The sequence below is a fragment of the Ktedonobacterales bacterium genome (assembly GCA_036557285.1).
GTDB lineage: Bacteria > Chloroflexota > Ktedonobacteria > Ktedonobacterales > DATBGS01 > DATBHW01.
On the sequence record DATBHW010000040.1, the window covers coordinates 127,952 to 144,217 of the forward strand.

Consider the following 16,266-nt stretch of genomic DNA (forward strand, 5'->3'; position numbering starts at 1 on the left):
GTAGTATCCTACCATCAATGTGACGATTTGTTGCTGAGGCCAGTAACCAGAGCGTACCATCTTACTGTCCAGCTTTCTGTGAACTAGCTCACATGCTGGTCTAGCTTCTGGCGGTGATGTCAGCTAATCAACCCCATGCTCTGCCAGGTAGGCGCGCCAGGAGAGCGGCTGAAAGCCGAACTCGCGCTCGACGGCGGTGAGGTCGGTAGTTTGCTCGAAGGTGAACAGGGTGAGCGCGGCGGTGGTAATGGGTGGCCGGGGCAAGACCGTCTGCATCACGGCTGCTCCCAGGTAGGCCAGCGGCATAGGCATGGGGGCTTTCAGACGTTTTTTGCCCAGGGCGTTTGCCAGCATATCCAGGATTTCCCCATAGGTAAACTGCTCAGGGCCGCCCACCACGTAGGTTTTGCCGCTGCGGCTCTCTTCGCGGATTTGCTTCATAAGGCACTGCGCTACGTCTTCCACCCAGATAGGCTGAAACTTGCGCTGGCTGGTTCCGATGATGGGCGCCACTGGCGCGGTGCGAATCAAGTCAGCCAGGCCCTTAAAGAAGGCAGCCTGGGCGCCAAATTGGATGGAAGGTTGGATGATAGACCAGGCCAGCCCACTCGTTTTGACATATTGCTCCGCCAGGTAACGCCCCTGCATATAGCTGCCTGGTTTGTCTGGTTTGGTTCCCAGGCCGCTGACCAGGACAATTTTCTTGACCCCGGCGCGCTGCGCCGCCTCAACGACATTCCTGGTACCCTCAACGTTGACGCCCTGGTAGCTGACATCGCGCCTTTCCTTGATGTCGGCGGTGACGAACGCGCTGTGTACCAGCGTTTCAATGCCTCGCATGGCTGGTTCCAGGGTACCGAGCCTGGTTGTATCCCCAACAGCCACTTCGACCTTCTCGATGGGTAACACCTGTGCGGCTTTCTGCTGGCTGCGAGCCAGGCAGCGCGGCTTCTCGCCTTCGGCCACCAGCCGCTTGACCAGATGACGCCCCACAAAGCCGGTTGATCCGGTAATCAGTATCATAGCCCCTCCTTGGAAGGTTGATTGGAAGATTGGTTGGTAGATTGAAAGGATTGGAGAGCATTGACAACCATTTGCTGCAAAGATTATAGGGTTCGCGCTCCCTGAAAATGCAACAGAGCCTTCGCTCAAAGGAGGCTCTGTTGTGGGGTTCATGTTGGCCTGGAGCGAGCGGTGTTTATTCCAGGCGCGCGGAGAAACTTCGCCAGAAGTGAATGCGCCCTGCGGCTGCGTCAATAAAGACGATGCCTGTGAGCCGTCTTGGGCGGCCATCGCTGGCGCGAAAGTAATGAAAGGACCACTCGGCGGCTGCCTCGCCTTCGCCAATCAAGATGCGGCTAAAGCCAAATTCGATGGCATAGTGGTTGGCGAAAAAAGTACGGAAAAAACTGGCGATGGCTGGTCGGCCACGTAACTCATGAGCCGGTGGCTCGGAGTAGATGGCGTTCTCACTGAAGAGTTCGGCTGCGCCCTGCGCGTCTCTGTTGCGCCAGCGGTTGCTGAGTTCGTCGAGTAGCTGCTTCAATTCATCAGCGGACATCAAATAACCCCTCACGCTCGGCCTGGGTGGCAAATTCCTGACCAACCCGAATAATTTCGACGACCTTTTTGCGCCCTTTTGGGGAGCCGACAAAGACCGAGCCGACCAGGCGATTGCCCTTAAAGAAGAACTTGCGGTAATTGCGTTCGCCCCGCTCTCCGGTGGCAGTACGGCTGATGGAGGTGAGTTCGGGGTTGTTGATCTCGGCAGTCCCCATGACGGCGATATTGGTATCAAAGAGTGGGCTGGTATAGGTAGGCACATCAATATACGGCTCGTGGCCGCCAGCCATGTTGGCGGCGGCGATGCGTCCATGTCCCAGGGCGTTGTCCCAGGTACCCATAGTATGGTGCCGTTCGATGACCGGATCATAAAACTCGGCTACGTCGCCTGCGGCGTAGACACCGGGAACATTGGTTTCCAGATACTCGTTGACGATTATACCTGACTTGCAGGCAACGGGCGTGTTTTGCAGGATGCCGGTGCTGAGCGTGATGCCCAGTCCGACGCCAATCACATCCGCGTCATAGGTTTTACCGCTGGTGGTAATGACCTGTTTCGGAACGCCCTGATCGGCGATGACTTCGCGGAGTTCTTCGCCATGAACCACGTCAACCCCGTGTCTGCGAGCAATGTCATCAACCAGCGCGCCGCCATCGTCGTCCAATATGGTGCGGAGCCAGCGGGGGCCACGAATGAGCCAGGTGACGTGCAGCTTACGCACATTAAAGCCTTCGGTCATCTCATAGCCGATGAAGCTGCCACCTGTGGTGACGGCGCAGCGGGATTCGAGGGCGCGCTCGATAATGGCCTTGGTATCATCGAGCGTCACGAAATTAAAAATAAAGCGCGTCCCGTCTGCGCCAGGGACATGCAGCGGATTGGCGCGCCCGCCAGTGGCAACCAGCAGCGCCGTATAGGGCAGGATACGGCCATCATGGAGGGTGACGGTGCGCCCTTCGGTATCAACGGCAGTGACGGTGGTTTCGGTGAGCAGAGTAATGTTTTGCTGATCGTGCCATTCCCGATTGCGGATCATCACTTTCTGCTCGATGAGCACCCCCTGAAGGAAGCGCGGCAGCGAGACACGGTTGTACAAAGGATAGGGTTCGTCGGTGATGAGGTAGATGGAGCAGTCAGGGTCGTTCTTGCGCAGTGTCTGAGCGGCAGTGGTGCCTGCAATCCCATTGCCGATGATGACATAGTGTTTCTGTTCCAGTGCAGCCAAATCTGACTCCTTATATTTCGCATATTCCGCATATTCCACATTCCACATATTCTGCGAAGCCGCGTGCCAGGCAGCCGTTGAAGGCGCCCTTGCTCTGCCGATGTATCGCCGCCCGGTGGCTTTGCAGAGATGTGCTGGAAAAAGCAGGGATAGAGTACTTTTGTTTCGTAATGTAGCACATCGCCAGCCCAACTGCTACTGAAGCGGCGCGTCTGCTGCTGCGGATGAACCCAGACCCAGACGAGCGTATGTGCTATCAATGTAACGCGTATAGAAGCCGGTGTCGGTCAGGTGTTGGAGTTCGTCCGGTGAGAGATAAGCGCCTATCTCCGCGTCGGCCTGGAGCAGCGTGAGAAACTGCGTCTGCGCCTCTTCGCCGCGCCAGATGCGCCGGGCATTGCGCTGCACCAGCTTATAGGCGGTTTGCCGGGGCATGCCTTTATCGATCAGCGCGAGCATGATGCGTTGAGAGAAGATCAGGCCGCGTGTGCTTTCCAGGTTCTGCCGCATGCGGGCCGCGTCAACATCGAGGTGCGCAACCACGTCGGTAAAGAGATTGAGCATGTAGTGCAGCAGCGTGGCGCTGTCGGGGATGATGAGGCGCTCGGCTGAGGAATGGCTGATGTCGCGCTCGTGCCAGAGCGCGACGTTTTCCATAGCCGTGAGCGCGTGGCCGCGCATGACGCGGGCTAATCCACAGATACGCTCGCATTTTTCGGGGTTGCGTTTGTGGGGCATGGCCGATGACCCTTGCTGCTCGGCGGCGAATGGCTCGAACGCCTCGCTGACTTCGGTGCGTTGGAGATGGCGGACCTCCTGGGCCATCTTCTCCAGCGAACTGGCGATGAGCGCAAAGGTAGCCAGCAAGTGCGCGTGGCGGTCACGTTGGATGATCTGACTGGAAACCGGATCGACACCCAGTCCCAACTGAGCGCAGACGTATTCTTCAATCGCGGGTGGAATCGTCGCGTGAGTACCCACCGCGCCGGAGACAGCGCCGACGGCGATCTGCTCCAGGGCGTCGTTGAGGCGCTGGCGGGCGCGGCGCTGTTCGGCGACCCACAGGGCGAGCTTGAGGCCAAAAGTCATGGGTTCGGCGTGGATGCCATGTGTGCGCCCCACCATGAGCGTCTCTTTGTGAGCCAATGCCGCGCGTTCTGTGGCTGAGATAAGCTGGTTGAGTGCTTCGGTGAGTACCGCCCCGGCTTCTTTAATCTGGACGGCAAGGCCAGTGTCCAGCACGTCGGATGAGGTAAGGCCCAGGTGCAAGAAACGACCTTCCGGGCCAAGCTGCTCTTGAACGGAGCGCAAAAAGGAGATGACATCGTGATGGCTTTCGCGTTCGATGGCCTGCATGCGATCAACGCTGTAGCCTGCCTGGCGCAGCTTTTCCATATCCTGAGCGGAGATGACGCCTTCGCGCGCCCAGCCCTCGCAGACCAGTAGTTCTACTTTGAGCCAGATGTCCAGCTTATGCTCTTCCGACCAGATGGCCTTCATCTCAGCAGTGTTGTAACGTTCGATCATGGGCCGGTCCTTATCTTAAAAAGTGCGCGTGAGAGAGATATACGGTCCTTCAAGGGCCGGATGCCCGCGCGATGTTCTTGTGTGGTATCATACTGATTGTATCATTTCTAATAACAACATCCCCCTCATTCTTTCTTGCTACCCTGGAGGCCAGGAGCGACTCCTGGCCGGTTCTTACTGGTTCGTTTTGTTCGTTGTCTCTGGAGATATGAGCAGGGAGCGCGCAGGAAGAAGGCGCGGCAAAGCCTATGAAATGTCCTTTTTGCAGCGGCCATGAATCAATGGTCACTGATTCCCGCGACTCTGGCGACGGCATTCATCGGCGCAGACGCTGCAAGGATTGTGGTCGCAAGTTCAGTACCTATGAGCGCGTGGAAACGGCGCAGTTGCTGGTGGTAAAGCGCGATGGACGCCGCGAGCCATATGATCGTGAGAAGCTGTATCGCGGCATTCGCAGGGCTTGTGAAAAGCGCCCGCTGCCTGTTGGCGAATTAGAAAATGCGGTTGATGAGATTGAGCAGGCGCTCTATCGGTTAGGGCGTCCAGAGGTGGCAGGCCAGGTGATTGGCGAGATGGTGATGGAAAAGCTTGCCAGGATGGATAGTATCGCCTATATTCGCTTTGCCAGTGTCTATCGCTCCTTTAGTGACCTCGAAGAGATGCGCCAGGAGATGGATGAACTGCTGCGGCGCAGCCAAAGATAAAGCGGGGGAGCATAGCGTTGTTGCTCCCCCGCCTGGTGAGATGCTGGCTTCAGATGGAGCCAGGTTACTTATGAAGTTGCTGCTCGGTTTTGCGCAGCCGCCTGCTGAGCTGGCTCAGCAGTTTGATGGCAATATCTGGAGATTCGCGCAGCGTTGCGCGGAAATCCCAAACGGGAACGAGCAGGCAGCGGCATGGCTCAATGGCCGTAACGGTCGCTGAACGCGGCAGGTCATCAAGCAGCGCCATCTCGCCAATGACTTCCCCGGCTTCCAGAGTGGTAATGTCGCGTGGAGGTTGTCCTGGCCCTGCTGACTGTGTGACGTGGACTTTGCCTTCGATCAGGATGAATAAGCCCGCTCCAGCCTCACCTTCTTGCATGAGGACTGCGCCAGCGGCATATTGCCGCTCGGTGCAGGTCTTTGCGAGCAAATGCACCTCTTTCTTGTCTAGTCCCTCAAACAGCTCAACCCGTTCTAACTGATCTTCATACATCGGCAACTATCTCCTTCCTCGTTGATCGCGTCGAGGTGGCTGGTAAGGTGGGGGTGCGCTTCCGTGGTCGGGGAAGGGATTCCCCGATTCAAACGACGGGAACGTTCCGGGGTCTCCACTGTTGCTGTAGCGCATGGGTGGACGTAGCTGGCCGGAGCGTGTCGGCAGCTCGGTAGAGTTGTTTCTCCCGCGCGCGCCCGGCGGCAAGAACGCCTGATTAGGCGCCTGGGTAGGCAATGCGCCGCTTGGTGAGGGCGAGCGAGAAGGCCAGGGCGCTGGTGAAACAGAGAACGGTTCTGCCGGTGATGGTCGGGCAGAGCGAACGGGGGGCATCATCGGGGATGGCGTCAGCATGCCCGCTGCCCCTGGTGAGCCGGTTGTTCCACGCACGGGGACCATGTTTTGTCCACCGGCGTTGGTTGTGCGCGCGTCCATCTGCGGTCCTGCAAGGTCATTCGTCCCCACCAGCCGTTGCAACTGACGCACGACTTGTTCAAGGCGCTCCGCGCCTTCTGTGGTCTGCTGGCTATCGCTTGCTACTTGCTGGGCCACCTCCATTACTGCTTGCATTGCGCCATTCATGCGTTCTACCGTGGAGGCCTGCTGGCGGCTCTGGACGCTAATATCATGGGTAGAGCGCGTGACGTAGTTGATGATCGAGTCGATCTGTGTCGGAGAAACTTCAGCACGCCTTTGCAGCACCTGTAGCCCCATCTGCGCGAGCTGATCGGAGCGTCTGGCGACATCTGTCGCTGTTTCTGAAAGGTTGCGTAGGGCTTGCGAAATGGCGTTAATGGCCCAGACTTGCTGAGCCGAGCCGCTGGACTGCTGGGCAGCAATGGCGCCGAATTTAGTGGAAGCCGCGCTCACCTGTCGGGCAGCAGTTTGCAGCGTGCCAGTGATTGCCTGGGCGAGCAAGATAGCGAAGATAGCGCCCACCACCATAATGAGGCCGCCGACAATGGCAAGCTGAATGGTGGTGTGAAAGATCAAGTCCTGGATGCCAGCGAGCGGCTCACCCACAAACAACACGCCGATGAAATCTCCCTGAGGGCTGCGCATGGCCTGATACGCCGCGATATACTCAACACCGCTCACGGTATCCTGCTGAACCAGGGCGTCAGCAGGCTTCTGTTGTACTTGTTGGAGAATGTTAGGGTCGAGCTTATCATCCAGGTTGCGCTGGTTTTGCCCATTTACCGCTTTGAGGATGTTGGTGGAAATTCTGGGGCAGCCTCCTGGCGTCAGATCGCCGCGCTCATCGGCGCATTGATAGACGGCGACGATTCCTCCGACCAGATGATGCACTTCGTCTACGTAATCAACATCGCTATTGAGCGGATAAGGCAAAAACTGATTCTCGTTCAGTGCAGCACCCTGAGGCAATCCGGCGGCGCTGGCGGTCAGCGGTGAATCAGCGACAAGCTTGTCATTCACGTCTATGGAAACGTTGTCGCCAAATTCAGTATGCAATACCAGCCAGGCGACTTGAAGATTATGCGCCTCGCGCTCTTTTGCCTGATCGATGACATAGCTTTGGATCGCGCTGTTAGCAATATAAAGCGTGGCGATGGTACTCAGCAAGGCGGCGATCAACACGATAAAGGTAAGCTGAGCGCGGATACCGAACCGCAAACGTTTTGGCATCATACTTCTTTTCTCCTACAGGGCGACAAATAAACAGTCCGGTTGATTGCGCCTACTCCGTCTCCACATTGCTTCCTGATAGGTGCTTCAGTGGTGCATCTCTGGTCAGCTTTGAATACATTCCTGCCATTCCTATTCGATCAGTCGGAGCGCAGCCAGGTGTGACAAGATTGCTTGTAGTTCTTGCTCGCTGCGCCGTGTCAGCCGCACCAGATCGGCCAGGCTGCGGCGCCCATCCACCAGCAGCAACACCATGCGCTCGCGTCGATCCAGTGGAAGGTTCTCAAGGCGATCCATTGAGGCCAGGCGACGAGGGATGAATTGTCCCTGAAGCGCTTCGCGTCGTGTGGGTAGAGGTGATAGTGGTCCAGAGAAGAACGAATCGTTCCCTCTATAGGATAGATTGCCCGTCGTATTATTGCCCCCCTGGCCTGGATTCATAGGGAGAGAGGCTGTGTATGACGGAAAGCCAGCCATCTGGCGAGTGGGCGTTGGCGAAAAGCGCTGTGTCGGGCGCGCTCCGAATGGACCGGTTTGGGGCGCGGGATGGTCGCTCATGTGTCCGAATGGGTCAGATTGAAAAGGTGATTGCCCTTGCTCTGGCAGCGGCCCTTCCAGAAAGAGATATTGGCTTTCACCCCAATTCTGCAAGACGGTCAAAGCCGCGTTCCCGATCATCTGCCCTAAGACGGCGTAGGTTGGCTGACCATTCATAAAATGGACCTCACCCTGCTCACGAGTAGATCCCAGGCCACGCATTGCTTTCAATACACCCGTCTGCTTCCCCAGGGCAATGAGTTGGATGACATTCCCCAAACGACTGGTGGAGAGAAACTGTTCTGTCATACCTCTGCTCCTGGCAGTGGGAATGGAGAGCGTCATCTAAAATGACCTCCATCCCCCCTGCTTGCATGGCCTGATCAGTGGGCCTCATCTCTTCCGTGTTCATGAGCCAGAAGCCTGCCCCAGCGAAAAATGGCACACCGGAATGGCATACCAGATAGGTTGGGTGCTGCCTTCTGGCGTCGGCTTTATCGTTGGTTCCCAGGCGTTCTCAAGAACCACTTCTGCTCTTGAAGTTCCGTTGCCTGGCCGCTCGGACCAGCCCTACTCTACCATATCTGTCAAGTGGTCGCAAACAAAAGAAGAACCGTTTTGGCTGGGACATCTACCAGTGTGGACTCAGGGTACGATGGGCGGTCTAGCGTGGCGTGGCTCCTCTTTGCAAGGTTGCTGGCGTCTCGTCTCTTCTTGTCAGATTTTTGCCTCCCGCTTGCTCCTGCTTGCTCAGCTGCGCCGCGCGGCGGCGGTATTCCTGGGCTTGCTGCCGATATTCCTCAGCAGTCATTGGCCCCCAAACGGGGAGCGGCGCGCCGCGCCCAACAGCGCGCTCAATCAAGCCAGCATAAAATTCAAATGATCTTGCTTGTATTTCCAGCCGTTCTTTTTCGGTCATCGCCCCAGCCTCCAGGGATGGTTTGCTCTTCAGGATGCTGCTCGTATCGGCTTTTGATGTTCTTGAGCAGGATAGTGAGGGTACGCGCCACCTTGAGGTCAGGTTGTAGTCCTATGCCTCAAGTGAGACAAGCGTAGCATAGGCGCGGCGCGTCGTCAAGCAAATGAACATAAGAGTAAGAGTTTTGGGGGATCAAAAGATCAATTTTCTTGTTCTGTTATTTGCTGACGGACGCGACTGTTACTTTTCCTGGTTGACCCAGGGCTTCACTTCTGCGGCGAAACGTCCCTGCGCGGGAGCAACGTCATATATTTTTCTCACGGCGGTGCCTACTGCCGTCACTTCCATCCATTCGCCGTTATGCAGATATTCTACTTTAATATCAACGCCGATGACCCCATCGGCGCCCAGGCGGTCAGCCTCCCACTGCATGCGGCTTAGGGCGAGTTCGCGCGCCTGATACATGAGTTGGGAGTATTCTTTAATTTCTCCCTGGAAGTTCGACTTGAAACCGGCGATCCAGTTTCGGACAGCGCCCATAGAATAGATGCAGTTGCCCAGGACCAGGCCCATTGGCAGAAAGCCCTTATCAACGACCAGCCAGAACTCCTGCCCTGTCAGGTCGGAAGTAAAGGCCCGGCCACGATAGCCGCCTTTGATGTCCATTGGCGAATTGGGTTCATGGTTTCCAAACACCCAGTCTCTCCTTTCAGCAGGTCCACTTGCCTGATGGTAATATTACTCGATTGTTTGCTCCAGCCGCTTGAGCAGAGCCTGATAGTCCTGCCAGGTATCCAGGTCTTGCGCAGCGTCGGCGTCGGCAATGTATACGGGTTCAATCTCCTGGGCGTGCTGCTGGAGGATTTCGCGTCCCCCCTGGTCTCCGGTCACACTCAGCAGTTCAGGGAAGAGCGCGCGGGCGAAGAGGACGGGGTTGCCTCGCTGGCCGCCGTAGAAAGGGACCACGATAGGCTTTGCCGTGTCTTGCCAGGCGCGCATGAGACGCTTCAAGATGGCCGGATTCACCAGGGGCTGATCTCCCAGCAGCAACACCGCTGCTGCTGTTTGGGGAGCCAGCGCGGCAATTCCCGCACGCAGCGACGTACTCTGTCCCTGGGCGTAGGCGGTGTTTTCGATTACACGCACCGGACGATTGGTGAGGAGCTTGCGTACCGCGTCGGCGTGATAGCCCACGACTACCAGCAGGTCATCAAACCCTGCGGCTGTAGCATTATCTACGGCATGCAGCAGCAGCGGTTTGCCCAGGACTGGCAGCAGCAGTTTGTGCTGGCCCATGCGGCTGGATTGTCCGGCAGCAAGGATAATGGCAGCAATCATTTGCTCACGCGCTCTCTCACGACTCGATAAAACCGGATGTCTGTTCTCACACCCATCATAGCAGAGCATTCTTTCCTGTGCAACGAGGGGCCAGTGTAAGATTCTAGCAAACATGAGGTGTTGGCAAGCGAGGCATGGTACTTGTAGCGCCGCCTTCCAGGCGGCCACCGCTGCGCCAGGGCGAGCGTTCGCCCTCCAGGCCACGGCGCCAGCAGGCCAGCGTTGCGCCGCCAAGAGGGACGCGCGAGCGACCAACGGAAGCGAGCATGCCGAGGCAACAGCAGCGGCCCGCGACCGAGCGCAGCGAGGGAGAATGCGGGAACCCAGTTCCCGCAAGGGCCGCTCCCCAAAGGGGCGGTCAAGCGGCCCTTCCCGAAGGGAGGCGGCGCTACAAGTGGCAACCCCCGATAGGTGGTGGAACTCCAGTGTAAGAGAAGGGAACGCTGGCAAGCGCAAGAAAAGAGTGTGTCGGGACGCAGGGAAAAGCTAAACTGCTCGCCTGGTTGCGGCTTGACAGGCGTCTGAAGCATGTTCTACAATTCAGGGGGCGCTGAGGGCATATGTCCGGGGTTCTATACCACCCCGTGGCCTAATGGATAAGGCAACGGCCTTCTAAGCCGTGTTATGCGGGTTCGAATCCCGCCGGGGTGGCCGATGAGGCAGGCAGATACGTATCTGCCTGCTTTTGCTTTGCCAGGCAGCGCCTTTTTGCTGCTGCCAGAGCATGTGAATAAAGCAGAGGTTATGTTTGCTTTTTCTGGTATCCTTGCTTGCTATGGTTCAGACTGCCTGAACACGAGGGCTGCGCGCCTTGGCGCTACTTGCGCTTTCTCGGCTACAGGTGCTATACTGCGCCGTGTACAGAGGAGGGATGACTTACCCTATGAGCATCGAAGATCAAGAAGCGGTATATGATGCGGAAAAGGTGACTGAGGTTGAACGTGATCGGGATAGCGCCCGTGATATGGACACCTCTGATCTGAGCAACCTGGCCCAGAGTGATAGCCTGCGCCTCTATCTGCGTGAGATCGCTCGTATCCCTCTGCTCTCCGCCAGCCGGGAGGTCGTCTTGGCCGAACGAGCCGAAGCTGGCGACCGGGAAGCGCGCAATCAGCTTATCGAGGCGAACCTCAGACTTGTCGTCAGTATTGCCAAAAAGTATGTTGGTCAGGGGCTTTCCCTGGAGGATTTAATTGGCGAGGGCAACATTGGCCTGATTCGCGCTGTTACGAAGTTTGATTACCGCAAGGGTTTTCGGTTTTCCACCTACGCGACCTGGTGGATTAAGCAAGCCATTACGCGCTCAATTCTCGAAGGGACGCGGGCGGTGCGCCTGCCGGTCTATATCATGGAAGAGGTGATGCGCGTGAAGCGCATGATGCGCCAGTTGTATCAAGACCTGGGGCGTGAGCCAACACCAGAGGCGATTGGCGCGGCGCTGAGTATGTCGCCGGATCGGGTAAGTGAATTGCTGGTCTGGGCCGAGAAAGTGTTCTCGCTGGATGCGCCGCTCTCTGACGAGGAAGAGAATACGCTGGGCGATATTCTTGAGGATGAGCGCACGATTGGCCCGGTGGAGACAACCGACCGCCACCTGCTGCGCGACGAGGTGCGGCGGGTGTTGAGTAATTTGACGCTGCGCGAGCGCCAGGTGATCGAATTGCGCTTTGGCCTGGTGGATGACCAGGATCATACGTTGGAGGAAGTTGGGCGCCGCCTGAAAGTGACCCGCGAGCGTGTGCGTCAGATCGAGGAACGCGCCATCCGTAAGCTTCGCCATCCGATGTCAAGCCGCCTCTTAAAAGATTATCTCGATTAAAGATTATCAAGGGCCGCGTAAAACCCCGCGCTTGAGCGCTGGGTACTTCACCTCGATTAGCTGCCCGTCTGGGAGGGTCGCGCTGCCGCCATGTCGCGCGAACAAGCAATGGTTTCTCCGCTCAAGACCGCTGGAGGGCTGCCACGCCTGGGAGTGGTGGGGGTTGGCGCGGTGGGAACAACCCTGGCCTGGGGGCTGGCGGCGTGTGGCTATCCTGTGGTGGCCCTATCGAGCCGCGCTTCGACAACGGCATCCTGGCTGTCGGCGCAGCTTCCTGGCTGTCGCGCCTTCTCCTCTCCTGGTGATGTGGCCGCTCTGGCCGATCTGGTGCTGCTGGCTGTGCCAGATGACGCCATCGCTTCGGTGGCTGCTGCTATTCCCTGGCGCCCTGATCAGGCAGTCGTTCATTGCAGCGGGGCATCACCCGCGCGTGTGCTGGCGGTTGCTGGCGCCCAGGGCGCGCTCTATGGCTCCTTTCACCCCCTTTTGAGTGTTTCCAGGGCGCGCCCTGCCCATGCTGGAGAGGCGCTGGCGCGGCTGACCGGATGCGCTTTTGCAATTGAGGCGCCTGAGCCGCTGGCGGCGCGGCTGGCAGAGATGGCGAGCCGCCTGGGGGGGCGAACGGTTTATCTGCGCGAGAAAGATCGGGTTCCCTATCACCTGGCTGCGGTGCTGGTTTCCAATTACCCGGTGGCGCTGGTTGCCGCTGCCACCGATCTGTGGGCCAGTTTTGGCGTTTCGCGCGAGGAGGCGCTGGTTGCGCTGCTCCCCTTGCTGCGCAGCACAGTTGCGAACCTGGCGCACCTTGGTCTGCCTGAAAGCCTGACCGGTCCCATTGCGCGCGGTGACGTTGGAACAGTACATGCCCACCTGGAGTATCTGGAGCGTAAGCAGGAAGATGCGCCGACGAATGCAGCCCTGCTACGTGAGATCTATCGCCTGCTGGGGGTTTTAAGCCTGCCACTGGCGCAGGCCAAAGGGAGGCTGACTGAAGAGCAACTGCGAACGCTGGAACGCCTGCTCGATGGTGACACAGAAAGTAATCAAAGAGGTACGGCATGAATGACGAGCGAACGACGGCCTATCTCTTTATCAGGAGGAAAAGACGATGCGGACCACTCCCGATCAACTGCGCGCGATGAAGCAGCGCGGTGAGCGCATCCCTATGCTGACGGCCTATGATTATTCCACAGCTTCTATTCTGGACGCGGCGGGTGTGCCTATTTTGCTGGTTGGCGATACGATGGGGATGGTAGTGCTGGGCTATGATTCAACGCTGCCGGTCACGCTTGATGATATTATCCGCCACAGCCAGGCGGTGGTGCGCGGCTCCAAACGGGCTATGGTGGTTGGTGATCTGCCCTTCCTGACTTTCCAGGTGAGCCGCGAAGAAACAATGCGCAACGCTGGCCGGTTAATGAAGGAGGCGGGTGTCCAGGCAGTCAAGCTGGAGGGAGGTCGGCGCGTCGCCGAAACCGTTCACGCGCTGGTGGAGGCGGGCATTCCGGTAATGGGGCATCTTGGCCTGACGCCTCAATCGGTCAATGCGACGGGTGGTTTTAAGGTCCAGGGCAAGACCGAGGCAGCGGCGCGGGCCATTCTGGAAGACGCAGTGGTTCTGGAACAGGCCGGAGTCTTCAGCATCGTGCTGGAACTCGTACCCACTGAGCTGGCCGCGCTGATTACCGAGCGGGTGAGTGTACCCACCATTGGCATTGGCGCTGGCCCGCACTGCGATGGTGAGGTGCAGGTGATCCACGATCTGCTGGGCCTCTTCCCCGATTTCACTCCCAGGCATACGCGCCGCTATGCGGAGATGGGCAAAATCATTCTGGACGCTGTGACGGCCTATGCGGCGGATGTGCGCAGCCGCGCGTTTCCGACAGCGAAGCAAAGCACGAGCATGGATGCCACGATCATCGAGCGCCTGCGGAGTGAGCAGCAGAAAACAGCAGAGTGAATCTGGCAGCCGGAGTAAATGTGACAGAAGGAGGGGGTCTTCGTTACACGAAATAGAAGAGTGGCGTAGCCAGCTAACAATGGGCGGCGAGATCGCGCTCAGATTGCGGTGTTAGGGAGAAAGACGTGCCAGCATTTCCAGGGAAGCGCCTTGGTGTCTATGAGCTTGAGGAAGAGATTGGGCGCGGCGCGATGGGTATCGTTTATCGCGGGCGCCAGGTGACACTTGATCGCGTGGTTGCAGTTAAGGTGTTGTTGGAGAGCCTGGTCAGCGATGAGTCGTTTGTGGCGCGTTTTATCCGCGAAGCTCGCCTGGTCGCTTCTCTGAACCACCCCAATATTGTGCATGTCTATGACGCTGGCCGCGCAGAAAATCTGCTTTTTTTTGCGATGGAGTATATCTCTGGCCCGACGGTGACACAGCTCCTCAAACAACAGGGAAAGCTGCCGGTGTCACAGGCGGTGGAGATTGCCTCGCAGGTGGCCGCCGCGCTTGAGTATGCGCATGTGGAAGCGCGGATGGTGCATCGGGATATTAAGCCAGAGAATATGATGCTGGACCGCTGGGGCAAGGTGAAAGTGGTTGATTTTGGGCTGGCGCGCGTGGCGGGTGTGAATACGATTACGCGCGTGGGGACCGTGGTCGGCAGCCTTTATTATGTTTCACCGGAACAATTGCTTGGCCGTCAGTTGGATGGCCGCGCGGATGTGTACGCGCTGGGGGTGGCGCTCTATGAAATGCTGACCGGCAAGCGCCCGTTTCTTGGCAAGAACCTGGCGGAACTGAGCCGGGCTATTCTTATGGGGCCGCTGGAAGCGCCAGGGAAGCTGGAATCGGCCATTCCTGCGGACCTGGAAGCGATCTTGCTCAAAGCCCTGGCGCGTGACCGCGAGCACCGCTACAGCAGCGCCGGCGAATTTGAGGCGGATCTTCGCCGCTGGGCTGCGTTCGCTTCTCCAACCCCAGAGCGCAAGAACACGCAGGTGCGCCCTGCGCCGATGATGTCTCACCCGGAACCCAAGGCGCCGCCTGTGCAGGGGGAACCGAAGCCGAAGCCTGTACTCCCACAGGGAGAGGGTAAGGCGTCGAATCAGCATGCGCCCGCCGCGCCTGCCCCTCAGCCGACGGCGCGATCCTGGTCTGCTTTGGGCAGGCCAAGAGGCGATCCATCCTTGCCGCCGATTACGCTGACACCCTTGCCTCAATCAGTGCTGCGCCCTCCAACGCCGGGCGCAGCGCCCCCGACGGAGCGCCCCCCGCGCCCACAGCCCGCCCCAGCAGGGGAAGCGGAAGAGCCAGCAGTTGAAGAAGAGGAAGAGGATGAGGTGGATGAGGAAGACGCCAACGCCAACAGTGATCTGCTGAAGTCGGCTGCTACGCAATTGCAGCGGCTGGTCTGGCGGCTCAAAAAAGAGTAGCGTGTGATACAATCGAAGGCGGCGCTGCCTTCAGTCGCTACTTTTTATCCCCTGTTTGAGAAGAGGACGTAACAGATGCGAAAGAAGATAACCGTCGTCGGGGCCGGTATGGTGGGCGCAACGCTGGGCCAGCGCATCGCTGAGCGAGATTATGCGGATGTCGTCCTGGTGGACGTGATTCCGAATATGCCGATGGGCAAGGCGCTGGATTTGCTGGAGGCTGGACCGGTGCTGGGCTATGATTCGCTGGTCATCGGCAGCAATGGCTACGACGAGACCGCCGGTTCGGATATTGTGGTGATTACCTCTGGCCTGCCACGCAAACCAGGGATGAGCCGCGACGACCTGCTGCGCAAGAATCAGGAAATCGTGACGCAGGTGACGCGGGAGATTGTCAGCCGCTCGCCTGATAGCATTCTGATCATCGTCACGAACCCATTGGACGCGATGGCGCAGTTGGCGTATAAGGTCAGCGGCTTCCCCAGGGGGCGGGTGATGGGCATGGCCGGTGTGCTTGATACGGCGCGCTTCCGCACGTTTATTGCCCAGGAACTCAATGTCTCGGTGCGTGACGTGGCCGCTTATGTGCTGGGTGGGCACGGCGATACGATGGTGCCGCTGGTGCGCTTCACAACGGTGGCGGGTGTACCAGTCTCCAACTTGATTCCCGCAGAACGCCTGGCCCAGATTGTTCAGCGCACGCGCGACGGCGGAGCCGAGATCGTCAATCTGCTGGGCAGCGGCAGCGCCTTCTACGCGCCCTCGGCGGCAGTGGCGCAGATGATTGATTCTATCGTCCTGGATAAAAAGATGATTCTGCCGTGCGCGGTGTATTTACAGGGCGAGTATGGGATGAAAGACCTGTTTGTTGGTGTGCCTGCCAAGCTGGGCGCAAAGGGCGTCGAGGAGGTCATCCAGATCGAATTGACGGCAGAGGAAGCGGCGGCGCTGCAAAAGTCAGCCGATGCCGTGAAGGAGTTGGTGGGGGTGATGGGGATTTAGCGTCCGGCCCTTCTTTCTTCTTTCTTCGTCGTGTGCTGTGCCATGCAGCACGCGCTCCACTGCCGCATGGCTCTCGCTGGAGAGATGCTGGTGATACCGCTCTCTCTGCTGCT

General features: G+C 58.3%; 16 protein-coding genes and 1 tRNA gene. 7 read left to right on the forward strand and 10 right to left on the reverse strand.

Going from position 1 to position 16,266, the window contains the following annotated elements:
- Nucleotides 1-123: 123 nt before the first annotated feature.
- The 4 genes from VH599_11525 to purB form a co-directional block, all read right to left on the reverse strand.
- Complete coding sequence (locus tag VH599_11525) at nucleotides 124-1,023, reverse strand: NAD(P)H-binding protein (GenBank protein ID HEY7348931.1); 900 nt, start codon at nucleotides 1,021-1,023, stop codon at nucleotides 124-126.
- 175 nt (nucleotides 1,024-1,198) lie between these two features.
- A complete protein-coding gene (locus VH599_11530) occupies nucleotides 1,199-1,561 on the reverse strand; it encodes a nuclear transport factor 2 family protein (protein HEY7348932.1) in 363 nt (120 codons plus the stop codon).
- Nucleotides 1,551-2,789 carry an FAD-dependent oxidoreductase gene (locus tag VH599_11535; GenBank protein HEY7348933.1) on the reverse strand — a complete coding sequence of 413 codons (1,239 nt, stop codon included), beginning with the start codon at nucleotides 2,787-2,789 and terminating at the stop codon, nucleotides 1,551-1,553. The genes VH599_11530 and VH599_11535 overlap by 11 nt, the downstream gene beginning before the upstream one ends.
- 195 nt (nucleotides 2,790-2,984) lie before the next feature.
- A complete protein-coding gene (gene purB, locus VH599_11540) occupies nucleotides 2,985-4,316 on the reverse strand; it encodes an adenylosuccinate lyase (protein ID HEY7348934.1) in 1,332 nt (443 codons plus the stop codon).
- A 248-nt stretch (nucleotides 4,317-4,564) separates the two neighbouring features.
- Between purB and nrdR the strand changes: the two genes are divergently transcribed.
- Nucleotides 4,565-5,020, forward strand: a complete 456-nt coding sequence (gene nrdR, locus VH599_11545) for a transcriptional regulator NrdR (protein ID HEY7348935.1) — start codon at nucleotides 4,565-4,567, stop codon at nucleotides 5,018-5,020.
- 64 nt (nucleotides 5,021-5,084) lie between these two features.
- Here nrdR and VH599_11550 read toward each other — a convergent pair whose 3' ends face one another.
- The 6 genes from VH599_11550 to mocA all read right to left on the reverse strand — a co-directional run bounded on the left by VH599_11550 (nucleotide 5,085) and on the right by mocA (nucleotide 9,954).
- Nucleotides 5,085-5,513: a cyclic nucleotide-binding domain-containing protein gene (locus VH599_11550; GenBank protein ID HEY7348936.1), complete on the reverse strand. Its 429-nt coding sequence runs from the start codon at nucleotides 5,511-5,513 to the stop codon at nucleotides 5,085-5,087.
- A 6-nt stretch (nucleotides 5,514-5,519) separates the two neighbouring features.
- Nucleotides 5,520-7,163: a cache domain-containing protein gene (locus VH599_11555; protein HEY7348937.1), complete on the reverse strand. Its 1,644-nt coding sequence runs from the start codon at nucleotides 7,161-7,163 to the stop codon at nucleotides 5,520-5,522.
- Nucleotides 7,164-7,292: 129 nt separating this feature from the next.
- A complete protein-coding gene (locus VH599_11560) occupies nucleotides 7,293-8,006 on the reverse strand; it encodes a DUF4388 domain-containing protein (GenBank protein HEY7348938.1) in 714 nt (237 codons plus the stop codon).
- 355 nt (nucleotides 8,007-8,361) lie between these two features.
- Complete coding sequence (locus tag VH599_11565) at nucleotides 8,362-8,616, reverse strand: hypothetical protein (GenBank protein ID HEY7348939.1); 255 nt, start codon at nucleotides 8,614-8,616, stop codon at nucleotides 8,362-8,364.
- A 240-nt stretch (nucleotides 8,617-8,856) separates the two neighbouring features.
- Nucleotides 8,857-9,312, reverse strand: coding sequence for a heavy metal-binding domain-containing protein (locus tag VH599_11570; GenBank protein HEY7348940.1), 456 nt, complete (start codon nucleotides 9,310-9,312; stop codon nucleotides 8,857-8,859).
- Nucleotides 9,313-9,354: 42 nt separating this feature from the next.
- Nucleotides 9,355-9,954, reverse strand: coding sequence for a molybdenum cofactor cytidylyltransferase (gene mocA, locus VH599_11575; GenBank protein HEY7348941.1), 600 nt, complete (start codon nucleotides 9,952-9,954; stop codon nucleotides 9,355-9,357).
- Nucleotides 9,955-10,532: 578 nt separating this feature from the next.
- On the opposite strand from mocA, the gene VH599_11580 reads away from it, so the two are divergent.
- From VH599_11580 to mdh, 6 genes are all read left to right on the forward strand, one after another.
- A tRNA-Arg gene (locus VH599_11580) sits at nucleotides 10,533-10,605 on the forward strand.
- 232 nt (nucleotides 10,606-10,837) lie between these two features.
- On the forward strand, nucleotides 10,838-11,773 hold the full coding sequence (locus VH599_11585; GenBank protein ID HEY7348942.1) for a sigma-70 family RNA polymerase sigma factor: 936 nt from the start codon (nucleotides 10,838-10,840) through the stop codon (nucleotides 11,771-11,773).
- A gap of 90 nt (nucleotides 11,774-11,863) precedes the next feature.
- A complete protein-coding gene (locus tag VH599_11590; GenBank protein HEY7348943.1) occupies nucleotides 11,864-12,835 on the forward strand; it encodes a Rossmann-like and DUF2520 domain-containing protein in 972 nt (323 codons plus the stop codon).
- A 46-nt stretch (nucleotides 12,836-12,881) separates the two neighbouring features.
- Nucleotides 12,882-13,733 (forward strand): 3-methyl-2-oxobutanoate hydroxymethyltransferase, encoded by an 852-nt coding sequence (gene panB / locus VH599_11595; protein ID HEY7348944.1) that lies wholly within the window; start codon nucleotides 12,882-12,884, stop codon nucleotides 13,731-13,733.
- A gap of 125 nt (nucleotides 13,734-13,858) precedes the next feature.
- Nucleotides 13,859-15,151 (forward strand): serine/threonine-protein kinase, encoded by a 1,293-nt coding sequence (locus tag VH599_11600; protein ID HEY7348945.1) that lies wholly within the window; start codon nucleotides 13,859-13,861, stop codon nucleotides 15,149-15,151.
- Nucleotides 15,152-15,226: 75 nt separating this feature from the next.
- On the forward strand, nucleotides 15,227-16,153 hold the full coding sequence (gene mdh / locus VH599_11605; protein ID HEY7348946.1) for a malate dehydrogenase: 927 nt from the start codon (nucleotides 15,227-15,229) through the stop codon (nucleotides 16,151-16,153).
- Nucleotides 16,154-16,266: the final 113 nt, after the last annotated feature.